Annotated in this window: 9 protein-coding genes; 5 read left to right on the plus strand and 4 right to left on the minus strand. The window is 69.7% G+C overall.

What is annotated here, in order from left to right:
• Positions 1-234 precede the first annotated feature (234 nt).
• Positions 235-1,896, plus strand: coding sequence for a PucR family transcriptional regulator (locus VHB92_RS05505; RefSeq protein WP_325452220.1), 1,662 nt, complete (start codon positions 235-237; stop codon positions 1,894-1,896).
• A gap of 530 nt (positions 1,897-2,426) precedes the next feature.
• Here VHB92_RS05505 and VHB92_RS05510 read toward each other — a convergent pair.
• Genes VHB92_RS05510 through VHB92_RS05525 form a run of 4 tightly spaced genes read right to left on the minus strand, consistent with a single transcriptional unit; the run spans position 2,427 to position 6,686 of the window.
• Positions 2,427-3,287 (minus strand): ABC transporter permease, encoded by an 861-nt coding sequence (locus tag VHB92_RS05510; protein WP_325452222.1) that lies wholly within the window; start codon positions 3,285-3,287, stop codon positions 2,427-2,429.
• Positions 3,284-4,237 carry an ABC transporter permease gene (locus VHB92_RS05515; RefSeq protein ID WP_325452224.1) on the minus strand — a complete coding sequence of 318 codons (954 nt, stop codon included), beginning with the start codon at positions 4,235-4,237 and terminating at the stop codon, positions 3,284-3,286. The genes VHB92_RS05510 and VHB92_RS05515 overlap by 4 nt, the downstream gene beginning before the upstream one ends.
• Complete coding sequence (locus tag VHB92_RS05520) at positions 4,234-5,463, minus strand: spermidine/putrescine ABC transporter substrate-binding protein (protein WP_325452227.1); 1,230 nt, start codon at positions 5,461-5,463, stop codon at positions 4,234-4,236. Before VHB92_RS05520 ends, VHB92_RS05515 begins: the two co-directional genes overlap by 4 nt.
• Positions 5,460-6,686, minus strand: a complete 1,227-nt coding sequence (locus tag VHB92_RS05525; protein WP_325452229.1) for an ABC transporter ATP-binding protein — start codon at positions 6,684-6,686, stop codon at positions 5,460-5,462. The genes VHB92_RS05520 and VHB92_RS05525 overlap by 4 nt, the downstream gene beginning before the upstream one ends.
• 428 nt (positions 6,687-7,114) lie before the next feature.
• Between VHB92_RS05525 and VHB92_RS05530 the strand changes: the two genes are divergently transcribed.
• From VHB92_RS05530 to efeB, 4 genes are all read left to right on the plus strand, one after another.
• Entirely contained in the window at positions 7,115-9,127 is a 2,013-nt protein-coding gene (locus tag VHB92_RS05530; RefSeq protein WP_325452231.1) for a prolyl oligopeptidase family serine peptidase, read from the plus strand.
• 212 nt (positions 9,128-9,339) lie between these two features.
• On the plus strand, positions 9,340-10,527 hold the full coding sequence (locus VHB92_RS05535; RefSeq protein WP_325452233.1) for a MarP family serine protease: 1,188 nt from the start codon (positions 9,340-9,342) through the stop codon (positions 10,525-10,527).
• A gap of 370 nt (positions 10,528-10,897) precedes the next feature.
• Positions 10,898-12,094 (plus strand): EfeM/EfeO family lipoprotein, encoded by a 1,197-nt coding sequence (locus tag VHB92_RS05540; protein WP_325452235.1) that lies wholly within the window; start codon positions 10,898-10,900, stop codon positions 12,092-12,094.
• Positions 12,091-13,401, plus strand: coding sequence for an iron uptake transporter deferrochelatase/peroxidase subunit (efeB, locus tag VHB92_RS05545; RefSeq protein WP_325452237.1), 1,311 nt, complete (start codon positions 12,091-12,093; stop codon positions 13,399-13,401). The genes VHB92_RS05540 and efeB overlap by 4 nt, the downstream gene beginning before the upstream one ends.
• Positions 13,402-13,437: the final 36 nt, after the last annotated feature.

Genomic DNA, 13,437 nt, shown 5'->3' on the forward strand with positions numbered 1-13,437 from the left:
GTATGTATCGCCGCTCGTCGCGCGGTCCAGACGGATGCTGTGCACCTGCCATCCGGACGAATCGACGGGCTTGTGCCTTAGTCTTAGTGCTCCCATGTTCACAGAGAAGTGGATGAGGTAGCGGTGCCAGAACGTCATAGCTTCGTCGACGGTCGCACAGATCGTCCGGTCGCCCGGCCGCGCGCCTCAGCGCCGTACGAGCCGGCGACTCACCAGGCCACGCCTCACCCGGCCGTGCCTGCCCCGCCCGCCGACCTCGATCGCACCGCGAAGCGCCAGGCCGTCTCACGGCAGGCGGTGCTGCCCACCATCCGCGAGGTGCTCAGGCTCGAAGAGGTCGTCACGGCGGTGCCGGAGGTGCTGAGCGGCGAGGATGCGATCGATCGCCCGGTCCGCTGGGTTCACGTGAGCGAGACGGCCGACGTCACGCACCTCGTGAAGGGCGGCGAGCTCATCCTCTCCACCGGTGTGGGGTGGCCCACGGATGCCGCCACGCAGCGCGACTTCGCGGCCCGCCTCGTCGACGCCGCCATCGTGGGCGTCGTGCTCGAGCTCGGGCATCGCATGACCCAACCGCCCGAGGCGTTCACCGATGCCGCGCGCCGCCTAGATCTCCCATTCATCGTGCTGCACGGCGAGGCGCGCTTCGTCGCCATCACCGAGGCGGTGCACTCGCGCATCATCGCCGACCAGATGGCGGCGCTGCGGGCAAGGGACGAGATCCATGCCCTCTTCACCCAGCTGAGCCTGCGAGGCAGCCCCGCCGACTACATCGTGGCCCAGGTGGCGAGGGTGCTGGGATCGCCGACCGTGCTGGAGGACCTCACGCACCGCGTCATCGCGGTGGAGGCCATGGGCGACGACACGCGAGTGCTGCGCGACTGGGAGCAGCGCTCGCGGCAGGCGCACGACCGAGCAGCCGATGCGGCGGCGCACGGCACCGTCTCGGGCGCGGAGGACTGGACGATCGTGCCCGTCGAGGCGCGTGGCATCCGCTGGGGTCACCTGATCGCGCTGCCCGGGCGACCGCATCTGGCCGGCCGCACCAACGTTCTGGAGCAGGCGGCCATGGCCCTGGCGCTCGGCCGGCTCGCCGACCGCGGCGCCGACGAATGGACCCGCACCAGCCACGAACGCATCGTCGCCGCTCTGCTCGGGCGGCGCTTCGCCAGTGAATCGTCTTTCGCGGACCGGCTTGAGGCCGGCGGCGTCCCGGTCGCGGGCCGCACGCTGGTCGGCCTGAGTGTACAGGTGCGGGGGAGCGGCAGGACGTCCAGCGCCGCCACGTCCGCCGTGCGCGAACTCGGCGTGCCCGCCATCACCGCGCCACATCCATCTTCGGATGCCGGCGCGAGCGTGATCATCGCATCCCTGCCGTCCGGGTCGAGGCTGTCGGATGCCGTGCTGCTCGCCTTCGCGACAGCCATGGCGAAGGCGGCGGACGCCTCGCCCTCCGACGTGACCGTGGCCGTGGGTGCGGAGGCCGACGGCGTTCCCGGGCTGCTGGCATCCGTCGAGCAGGCCACCGAGCTGCTGGCGCCGCACGACGACCACAAGCGGCGCGGACCCGTCGTCGTGCGCGTGGAGGACCGTCCGCTCCTCAGGCTGCTGAACTCGTTCGGAAGCGACCCGCGACTGCAGGCGCACAGCGAACGGATGCTCGCGCCGCTCATCGAGCACGACCTGCGCCGCGGAGGCGATCTCCTCGACGTACTGACGGCGTATCTCGCGTATCCGGGCAATCGCACCCGCGCCGCGACCGCCAGCCACCTGTCGCGCTCGGTGTTCTACCAGCGCATCGCCCTCATCGAGGACCTGCTCGGCGTCTCACTGGATGACGGCGAGGTGGTCAGCGCGCTCCACACCGCGATCCTCGCCCGCCGCACCGGCCGCTGAGTCGCGTCCACCCGCTGAGTTGCGTCGGCCCGCCGTGTCGCATCCACCCGCTGAGTCGCGTCGGCCCGCCGTGTCGCGTCCACCCGCTGAGTTTGCTTCCAGCGGAGTCGCGTCCCCGATACACGGGTTTACGGCACGCCGGAGTTTTCACGATTCGCCGTGCGGAAACCCTGCTTTCCATACGGCAGTTCGTCGAATTTCCGGCCTGGCAGAAACAGCCAAGTGATGCAGCTGTGGCGGCATCCGTTGGTTGACTCTGTCGCCGGGTGTTTCGCACGCCGAAGCTTTCACACCCGCCGTGTCGGTGCGTGAAGTTTGCTGCACGCCGGAGGTTTCACGATTCGCCGTACGGCAATCGCGCTTTCCGTACGGCGAATCGTCAAAGTGCCGGTCTGCGGATGCCGACGCCGATGCGGATGCGGACGCAAGCGGCAGCGGATGCGGATGCGCGGCGCGGGCGGTCGCGGATGCGGAGCGCGCGAGGGAGGGAGTGGATGGCGCGGCTGCCGTCGGCCGCGCGCGGCGACGGGTCAGCGGCGGCGGCCGCGGCGCGTCACGACGCCGTTCAGCAGCGCGATGGCGAGCGCGACGACGAAGATGATCGTGCCGAAGCAGAGCACCTGAGGCGGCAGGCCCACCTTGGCGGCCCCGTACACGAACAGCGGGAACGTCACGGTCGGGCCGGCGACGAAGCTCGTGATCACGTAGTCGTCGATCGACATCGCGAGGGCGAGCGCCGCGCCGGCCAGCATTCCGGGCAGCAGGAGGGGGAAGGTCACCTTCCAGAAAGCGGTGTACGGGTTCGCGCCGAGATCGCCCGCCGCTTCCTCCAGCACCTTGCCCATGCCGGACAGCCGCGCGCGGATGACGACCACGACGTAGGCGATGCAGAACGTGACGTGCACGAGGAGGATGGTGAGGTACCCGAGCGGCACGCCCGACGACAGGAAGAACGACAGCGACGCGGAGCCCACCACGATCGAGGGTGCGGCGATGTCGGCGAACACCACGGCGCTCAGCGTGCCACGCAGCAGGAACCGGTGCCGCTCCAGCGCCATGGCCAGCGGCACGCCGATGGCGATCGAGATGATCGCGGACAGCACGGCGATCTCGATGGACACCAGGAACGAGTTGCCCAGTCCGCTCACCTGAGTGAGGTTCTGATACCAGTATGGGGTGAAGCCGTGCCACTGGAACGTGATGCGGTTCGTCGGCGTGTTGTTGAAGCTGTAGACGATCATCACGAGGATCGGGATCATCGTGATGCCGATGACGACCCAGTAGATGATCGGCAGCAGAGGGCGCTTGCGGTCCCTGCGCTCGCCGATGGGCTCGCGCACCGGCTGCGCCGTGGTCACCGGCTGGGTCTTCAGCACGTCCGCGGTGGTCATACGAGGTCCTCGATGTTGTCGGTGCCGGCGATGCGGGCGTACGCGAACAGGATGAGACCGAGCACGATCATGAGCACGGTCGAGAGGGCCGCCGCGACGTTGTACTGCTGGTTGGTGAGGTACGCATCCTGGATCGCCTGGCCGATCACGTACGTGTGCGTGCCGCCCAGGAGCGACGGGTTCACCGGGTCGCCCGCCGAGTCGATGAACACGAGCAGCACGCCGGCGAAGATGCCGGACCGGGTCAGCGGCAGGATCGTGCGCGTGAAGGTCGCCGTCTTGCTGCCATAGAGATCGGCGGATGCCTCGATCAGCCGGGGATCGATCCGCTCCAGCGCCACGTAGATGGGCAGCACCATGAACGCGAGGTCGTTGTACGCCAGGCCGCCGATGACGGCAGCGTCGGTGCCGAGGATGTGGAAGCCCTTGCCCGCCAGGTGCAGGTCTCGCAGCACCGTCAGCACCGGCCCCTGGTCGGAGAGCACGAACGCCCACATGTCGGTGCGGATGACGAACGAGACGAAGAAGCTCAGCATCACCAGCAGGAGCAGCCCGTTCTTCCAGCGCGGCGAGACGCGGAACGCGATGAAGTAGGCCAGCGGGAAGCCGACGATGATCGTGATCACGGTGGCCGCAGCGCCGAACAGCAGGCCGCGGATGAGGAACGTGAGGTAGGGGACATCCGAGTTCACGAAGAGATCGGAGTAGACGCTCCAGTTCCACGTGAACGTGTACCCGTCTTGCGGGTTGCCGGTCATCAGCGAGACGGCGAGCCCCGAGACCAGTGGGATGACGAACAGGATGAGCAGCCATGCCGTTCCGACGAGGCCCAGCAGATACGGAGTGGAGTGCCGCAACAGGCTGCGGCGGAAGCGGCCCTCCTTGCGCTCCAGCGGTGCACGTTCCCGCGGTGCCTCCGTGCGGGACGGGGTGGAGCTGACGGCGGTCATGACTGGATCACGGGGTTGAACACCTTGTTCCACTCCTCGTACTCGTCGTAGTTCTTGAAGACGTAGAACTCGTGCGATCGGCTGTCCACCGAGGAATCGGGGAAGACGAGCGGGCTGTTCGCCACCTTCGGGTCGTCCAGCCCGTTCAGGATGTAGTCCTTCGCGGCGGGAACCGGACACACGTAGTTCACCCAGTCCTCGACCATGCCGGCGATCTCGGGCGTGTAGTAGAAGTCCATCCACTTGAGGGCGGATAGCGGGTTCTCGGCCTGCATCGGGATCATCATGTTGTCGTGCCAGATCATCTGGCCCTCGTCGGGGATGACGAACTTCAGATGCTTGTTGCCGCCGGCGATGGCCTGGAACACGTCGCCCGACCACGCCTGGCTGACCCAGGTGTCGCCGTTGGAGAGCCGGTCGATGTAGCTCTGGTCGTAGTAGCCGGCCACGTTGGGCTGCTGCTTCTTCAGCCAGTCCGCCGCCCTGCGCCAGTCGGCCGGCGTCGAGGTCGTGGGGTTCACGCCGATCGCCAGCAGGCCGGCGCTGCCCAGCTCGGTGTTGTCGTTCATCATGCCGACGTGACCCTTGAACGCCGGGTCAGCAAGGTCTTTGAAGCTCGTGATGGGACGGTCGATCAGCTTCGAGTTGTAGGCGATCCCGGTGAACCCGGTCTGCCAGACCAGCGAGTGCTTGTTGCCGGGGTCGTACGGCGGGTTCCGCACGTTCTTCGCCGCGTTCTTCGCGAAGTTCGGCAGCCGCGAGTGGTCGAGTTCCATGACGAAGCCGTTGCTGATCATCTCGGTCAGCTCCCAGCCGTTCGTCATGACGACGATGTCGTAGCCGGTGGCCTCGTGCGCGCGCAGCTGGGGTGCGACAGTCGCATAGAAGGGGGCGTTGTTCTGGATGACCTGCTGGTAGTTCACCTCGATCCCGGTCGCCTTGGTGAACGCCTCGAGCGACGGGAACTTGCCCTTCTCCTGGTCGATGTAGAGCGGCCAGTTGGCGAAGTCGAGGTGCTTGGTCGGGCGCTGCTTCGACCAGAACTCGGTCCAGTCCACCTGTTGTCTGGCCTGGCTGGAGACGGAGCCCTGGATGCTGCATCCGGCGAGCGCGGAGCCGAGCGCGGCGACCCCCACGCCGCCGAGCACGCCCTTCAGCATGGAGCGCCGGGAGATCCGGGTCTCCGTCAGGCCGCGCCAGAGCGCCGGGTCGGGGCGCCCGGTCACGACCCCGCTCCGGACGACCCGCCAGGCTCGCCGCCGCGCGCTTCGGCCGCCTCCTCCGACTTCTCTGCGGCGAGCGGGGTCGGCTCAGGGGAGGGGGCGAGCACGAAGGCGTGCTCGGGATCCCACGTGAGCACGACCTGCTCGCCGGGGCGCGCGCGCGACGAGTCTGCCAGGTTCTGTGCGAACGCCTTGAGGATGCCTCCCCACGGCGTCGAGACCTCGTACTCGGTGCTGGCGCCGAGATAGGTGGCGGTCACCACGGTGCCGCGCACGGTGTTGGCCTGTTGCGGGGAGCCGGTTGCGGCATCCGCTCGCGTCACGACGATCTTCTCGGGGCGGATCCCCAGGCGCGCGCCGGCGGGCAGCCGTCCGTTCACGCTGCTCACCAGCAGGGGCGTGCCGTCCGGCAGGCGGAGCGCACCGCCGTCGGATTGCGGAGCGATCACGTTGCACGTGCCGAGGAACTCCGCGACGAACTGCGTGGCCGGCCGGTCGTACACGCGGTCCGGTGTTCCGATGTCTTCTGTCCGGCCGGCGTTCATCACCGCGAGCCGGTCGGCCATCGACATGGCCTCGTTCTGATCGTGCGTGACGTACAGGAACGTGATGCCGACCTCGCGCTGGATGCGCTTGAGCTCCAGCTGCATGGTCTTGCGGATCTTGGCATCCAGGGCGCCCATCGGCTCGTCGAGCAGCAGAACCTTGGGCTCGTTCACGAGTGCACGGGCGAGAGCCACGCGCTGCTGCTGTCCGCCGGAGAGCTGCAGCGGCCGGCGCTTGCCGTAGCCGGCCAGGCCGACCATCTCGAGGTTGCGCTCGACCTTCTCGCGGATCTGGCCGGTCGAGACCTTGCGACGGCGCAGGCCGAATGCCACGTTGTCGAAGACGGACAGGTGCGGGAACAGGGCGTAGGACTGGAAGACGGTGTTCACATCCCGCTTGTACGGCGGAAGCATGGTCACGTCGCGGCCGTCGAGGTAGATGTGACCCAGGCTCGGCAGCTCGAACCCGCCCACCATGCGCAGCGTCGTGGTCTTGCCGCATCCGCTGGGGCCGAGCAACGCGAAGAACTCGCCCTGGGCCAGCTGCAGATCGATGTCGTCGACCGCGAGGGCGTCGCCGAACCGCTTGGTCACGTGCCGGATCGCGATCGCGGGCCGCTCGCTCTGCGGTGAGGTGTCGGGTGACGCCGATGCTGCGCTTTCGTTCGCCAGGGTCGTCATTGTTCTCCTTCGAAACACAGTGCCTGACGGCATCGAAGCGTCTGAGGGAGCGGGCTCGCACGGAAGCGCGGACACCTCGACTTTCGAGACTGCCGGACGATGTGAGACATTCTCGCAAGCCCTGCTGTGCAGGCCGAGCCTTTTCGGTCGCGAATCGGTATCGACTCCGGGCATTTCGTCCGGTGGAGCGGGCGTCGCAATCGGCGCTCCGAACCCGAAACCATTTGCCCGCTCGAATTCAGGATGAGACGCCACTCGCCCGCGATATGCGCACGTCTCGCCCCGCGTCCTGAATGCGGCAAGCAGTTCTGCGGGGGCAGCAGCGGCGCGGCCGGCAGCAGCACCAACCCGGCGAGTACCGCATCGCGCAAAGGCGTGAGCGCAGCATCCGCACCGGCCGATAGGGCCGCTGCCCTAGCCTGGATCGCATGACCGGCTCCACGACCGACCCTTCGTCTGCACCGATCGTCGCCCGCTACGGGGAATGGAGGTCGCCGATCAGCGCGGTGGATGCCGCGCGGTCGGCCGGTCACGTCGAGGAGCCCGCGTTCGTCGGCGACGAGGTGTGGTGGCTGGAGCTCATGCCTGCCGAGGGTGGACGCATGAGCGTCCGTCGGCTCGGCGCAGACGGCGAGGCCGAACACGTGCTTCCGGAGCCCTGGAACGCGCGCAGCCGCGTGCACGAGTACGGCGGCGGTTCCTGGACGGCGTACGACGGCGACCTCGTCTTCACGGAGTTCACAGATCAGCGGCTGTACCGGATGCCACAGGGAGGCGACCCGACGCCGCTCACGCCCGCCGACGGCGGCTTCCGTTTCGGCGGCATCTCGATCCACCGCGGAACGGTTCGGTCAGGTGAGGACGCCGGCGGCGACGGGGTGGGCGACGCTGTGCTCGCGATCCGCGAGACGCATCACGGCGATGGACCCAGCGACGTCAGCCGCGACATCGTGCTGGTGCCGCTCGACGGGTCCGCCGCCGAGGACGCCTCGCGAATCCGTTCGCTCGTGAGCGGGTCGTGGTTTCTCGCGCAGCCGAGCTTCTCCCCGGACGGCAGGCGGCTCGCATGGATCGCCTGGGATCACCCGAACATGCCGTGGGACGGCACCGAGTTGCGCGTCGGCGACCTGAGACGGGACGGGCGCGTCGCATCCTGGCGCACGCTGGTCGGCGGGAGCGCCGAGTCGGTGCTGCAGCCGGAGTGGGCGAACGACGACGAGCTGTACGCGGTGAGCGACCGCACCGGCTGGTGGAACCTCTACCGAGTGGCGGCCACCGGCGGCCAGCCTGTCGCGGTGACCGCGCTGGAGGAGGACCTCGGTGCGGCCATGTGGACGCTGACGAGCGCGAACTCCTACCTGGTGGAGTCGGCGGGCGCCCTGGTCGCCGTCGCCACGCACGGAACCGACCGTCTGGTGAGGATCGAGCCGAGCGAGGCATCCGTCGCGGAGATCGCGACCCCGTTCGACGTGGTGCACCTGGCGGCTGAACGCGACGGGGTGCTCCTGGTCGTGGCGGGGAGCGCGAGCGTGGCGACGGGCATCCGTCTGCTGCACCCCGACGATCGCATCCAGGACGTGTACGTCGTCGGCGCCGACCGGCCCGGCGCCGGATACCTGCCCGACGCCGAGCTCATGACGTTCCGGAGCGGAGAGCGCGAGACGCATGCCGTGGTCTACCGGCCGAAGAACGCCGACTACGTTGCGCCGGACGGGGAGCTGCCGCCGTTCGTCGCGCTCGTGCACGGCGGCCCGACATCGCACGCCTCTCCGCAGCTGAGCCTTTCGATCGCGTTCTGGACCAGCCGGGGCATCGGCGTGATCGACGTGAACTACGGCGGCTCGACGGGCTACGGACGTGAGTACCGCGAGCGGCTGCACGGCCAGTGGGGCGTCGTCGACGTGGAGGACACCATCGCCGCCGTGCGGGGGCTCGGGGATGCCGGCATCGCCGATCCGGCCCGCCTGCTGATCCGGGGCGGCTCAGCAGGCGGCTGGACGGTGCTGTCCGCGCTGACGGGGTCCGACGTCTTCGCCGCGGGAACGTCGTACTTCGGCGTCGCCGAGCTGACCGAGTTCGCCAAGGAGACGCACGACTTCGAGTCGCGGTACCTCGACTCGCTCATCGGCGCTCTGCCGAAGGCCGAGGAGCTGTACGTCTCCCGCGCTCCGCTGAACCACGTCGACACGCTCGCCACGCCGGTGCTCCTGCTGCAGGGGCTCGACGACCCCGTGGTGCCCCCCGCTCAGGCCGAGCGGTTCATCGACGGGCTGAGGTCGAAGGGCGTTCCGTACGCGTTCCGCTTCTACGAGGGCGAGTCCCACGGATTCCGCCGCATGGAGACGAAGGTCGACTCCCTCGAGCGCGAGCTCGGCTTCTACGGCGCCGTGCTGGGGTTCACGCCCCCTGGCGTGCCGGAGGTGGAATTGCTCGGCGGCTGACGCCCGTCCCGCCTGGCGCCGAATGCGGCCGGCCGCCGTGGAGACAGGCCCGTTGTAGGGCAGTGAGCATCCGTATTCAGGATGAGACGCCGCTCGCCTGCGATATGCGGACGTGTCGACGCGCATCCTGAATACGGCCGGGGCCATTCCAGTCTGCGCTCCAGGGCGGCCGCTCCAGCACCCGCACAGCAACACCCGCGAAAGTAGAGGCCGTGGAACTGGCCGTCGACATCGTGCTCGCGCTCGCCGCGCTCGCCGCGATCGCGATCGGCTGGCGTCGTGGCGCCCTCGTCACGGCGCTCTCGATGGTCGGCCTGATCGTCGGCCTGTGGATCGGCCTCATGCTGGCGCCCGGCATCGTCGGATGGGCGATGCCGCGGGGGCACGGCAGCATGATCGCGCGCACGGTGCTGGCGGCCGTCGTCGTTCTGGTCTGCGGCTCGGTGCTCTACGGCGTCGCCTCCACCGTCGGGGCCGTGCTGCGCCGGCGCATCGGCGCTCGCGGAGTGCTGAGCGGCGCGGATGCCATCGGCGGCGCGGTGATCGGCGTCGTCGCGTGGGCGGCCGTGGTGTGGCTGATCGCCGGGTTCGCCCAGGCGTCGTCGATCTACCCGGCGGCGCTGCTGGCATCCTCGTCGCGCATCGTGTCGGTGCTCGATGACATCGCGCCGGTTCCGCCGTCGACCGCCCTCGGTGCGCTGGACGACGCGCTCGCCGGCGCCGGGCTTCCCGAGGTGTTCTCGGGCAACGAGACCATTCCCGATGTGGCGGCGCCCGATCCGACCATCCCTGCTGCGGTGCAGGTGCGGTCGGAGAGCGTCGTCAAGGTGGAGGCGCTCGAGGCCAGCTGTTCGATGGAGTCGAGCGGAAGCGGCTGGGTGGAGTCGCCCGGCATCGTCGTGACGAACGCGCACGTCGTCGCCGGCTCGTCGTCGGTGCACGTGGTGACGCAGGATGACGGCGGCTACGACGCATCCGTCGTCGCGTTCGACCCCAAGCGCGACGTCGCGGTGCTGAGGGTGCCCGATCTCCCGTCGCCCGCGCTGCACACCGGACCCGAGATGAAGGCGGGCGACCCGGCCGTCGTGGCGGGCTTCCCCGGCGGCGGGCCCTACACGCTCGGCTCGGCCCGCATCCGGGGTGAGCTGACGGCAGCAGGCACCGACATCTACCAGCACGACGCAGTGGTGCGCGACGTGTACTCGCTGCGCGCCATCGTGCGACCCGGCAACTCGGGAGGGCCGCTGTTCGACGACAAGGGCGAGGTGGTCGGCATGGTCTTCGCGCGGTCCACGACGGATGCCGACACCGGCTACGCGCTCACGCTCGACGAGCTGAGTCCCGTGCTCGACTCGCTCAGCCCGGCTCCCGTCGCCACGGGCGTCTGCACGTCCGAGTGACCCGCGGCCCCCGGTCTGCACGTCCGAGTGACCCGCGCGGCCCGGCCGGCACGTCAGAGTGACCCGCGGCCGGCATCCGCACCTTCGGGTGCAACAGCTGCTGCCGGCGCCGCCGAGTTACCCACTGACCGGCAGACGGCAGAACGACCTGTCTACCCGCGACAGGCGGCGCCCGCGAGTCGATCGGCTGAACTGTTCGTGAACTCGATGAACGCCAGGTGAACCGGCGCGAATCGGGTGCCAGCATGGCATCCGTCCGGGCCTCGAACGGTGCCGGACGGTGCCGATCGGCCGCTCGTCTCCGCCCGTGATCCGGGCGTGAGGAGCCTCTGGTCGGCACGGTCACGGCGGTACGACGAGGGCGGATCGGGTGCGGCGAGCGGCGCAATACGGGATGCTGGCCGGCGGCATAGCCGCGGTCGTCACCCTCGGCGTCGTCGGCACGGTGACCGTGCGGCAAGGGTCGGAGGCGCGTGTCGCGCATCCGGATGCCTACCCGGTCACGGCGGGCATCTCCGGTTGCGGACGCGGCTGGTCCGACCCGGCGGCCGGAACCCAGACGTTCGACGTGACGAACACGTCGATCGCGGGCATGGAGGTGTACCTCGAGTCGGTCGCGAGCGGCGACGTGTACCTCGACCTCGAGGCGCTCGGCGCGGGCAGCACGACCCGCGGACGCGCCATCATCCCCGCCGGCCGGTACCGCTTCGTCTGCCTGCCGGCCGACGAGGATCCCATCGCGGGCCCCACGGTGACCGTGACGGGCGTCAGGCGTGTCGCGGACGCGACGCCCGGCATCCCGCCCGTCACCGAGAACGACCTGATCCCGGCATCCAAGCAGTACGGCGCGTGGATCGAGAGCCGGCTGCCCGTGCTGCAGGCGGATGTCGACGCGCTGGCCGATGACGTGGCATCCGGCGACCTGGGCAAGGCGAAGGCTGACTGGCTGACCGGGCACCTGGAGTACGAGTCGCTCGGCGCCGCGTACGGCGCGTTCGGCGATGCGGACGAGGCCATCAACGGGATGCCCGCCTCCGGTCGCACCGCGCTCGACGACCCCGGCCTGACCGGCTTCCACAAGCTCGAGGCGCTGCTGTGGTCTGGTGCCCCTGCCGCTGAGATCGCCCCCTTCGCCGACCGGCTCAGCGCCGACGTCGCCGGCCTGCGCGCGAACTTCCCGAACGTGCGCATCGACCCGCTCGACATCGGACTGCGGGCCCACGAGATCCTGGAGAACGCCCTGCAGTTCGAACTCACCGGCGCCGCGGATGCCGGCAGCCACACCAACCTCGCCACCGTCGACGCCAACCTCAACGGCTCTGCCGAGGCCCTGGCGCCGTTGCGCGGCATCCTGAAGCCGCGGTATCCGCAGCTGGCGAAGACGGAGGCGTCGATCGCCGCCGCCCAGCAGCTCGTCGAGTCGTACCGCGCGGCCGACGGCACGTGGACGCCGCTGCAGAGCCTCACCACCGCTCAGCGCGAGGCGCTCGACGCGCGCATCGACGCCACCGTCGAACTGCTCGCGCCGGTCGCCGCGATCTGCGACGTGCGGAGGGCGGCATCGTGAGCCCGCAGCGAGGTGCCGACGCCGAGCGGCCGGCCGCCGGGCTCGGTCGCCGGGGGTTCCTGCACGGACTCGTCGGGGCGGGCGTCGCAGCGCCGCTCGCCGCGGCGGCCGCCGTCGCACCGGCGGCGGCGACACCGGCATCCGCGCCCTCGTCATCCACGTCGTCGCCGCCAGGGACACCGGCATCCACTCCCTCGGCGGATGCTCCGGCCTACCCCTTCCACGGCGCGCACCAGGCCGGCATCCTCACGCCGGCGCAGCGCAACGGCACGTTCGTCGCGTTCGACCTCACGGCATCCTCGCGCGCGGAGCTCACCGAGCTCATGAAGACCATCACCGAGCGAGCGCGCTTCCTCACCGCCGGCGGACTGCCCGCGGAGGTCGGCATCGCGGCGCCGCCGCCGGACTCCGGCGTGCTCGGCCCCCGCGTGCCCTCCGACGGGCTCACGGTGACCGTGTCCCTCGGCGCTTCCGTCTTCGACGACCGGTACGGGCTCGCGGGACTTAAGCCGCACCGGCTGCGCACCATGGAGGACTTCCCGAACGACGCCCTCGACCGTGCGGCGTGCGACGGCGACGTGCTGCTGCAGCTGTGCGCGCACCATCCCGACACCATCACGCACGCGCTGCGCGACATCGCGAAGGCGACGCGCGGCGGCATGCAGGTGCGGTGGCGCAAGGACGGCTTCGTCTCACCGCCGCGGCCGTCTGGCACGCCGCGCAATCTGATGGGCTTCAAGGACGGCACGTCGTCGCCCGCCCTTGCCGAGCCATCCGCTCCCGATCGCCTGGTGTGGACGCATGCGGGCGGACCGGAGCCGCGCTGGGTCGAGGGCGGCTCGTACCACGTCGTGCGCGTCATCCGGATGCTCGTCGAGTTCTGGGACCGCGTCTCGCTGCACGAGCAGGAGAACATGATCGGTCGCAGGCGCGACTCCGGTGCCCCGCTCACGGGCACGCGCGAGCACGACGATCCGCGGTACGAGACGGATCCGACCGGCGACGTGATCCAGATGGATGCCCACATCAGGCTCGCGAACAACCGTTCGCCGCAGCAGGCCGAGCAGCAGATGCTGCGCAGGTCGTACAACTACGACTCTGGCGTCGACACGAACGGCAACCTCGACAACGGTCTCGTGTTCGCGTGCTTCAACCAGGACCTCGAGCGCCAGTTCGTGACGGTGCAGAAGCGGCTCATCGACGAGCCGCTCGCCGACTACATCTCGCCGACCGGTGGCGGCTACTTCTTCGCGCTGCCGGGCGTGCGTCACCAAGCCGACTGGTTCGCCAGCGGGCTGCTGGCCTGAACGGGCCCGCGGCAGATCCCTTCCCGACGAAAGGAA

Origin of the sequence: Humibacter sp., from assembly GCF_035547335.1 — a bacterium.
Taxonomy (GTDB): domain Bacteria; phylum Actinomycetota; class Actinomycetes; order Actinomycetales; family Microbacteriaceae; genus Humibacter.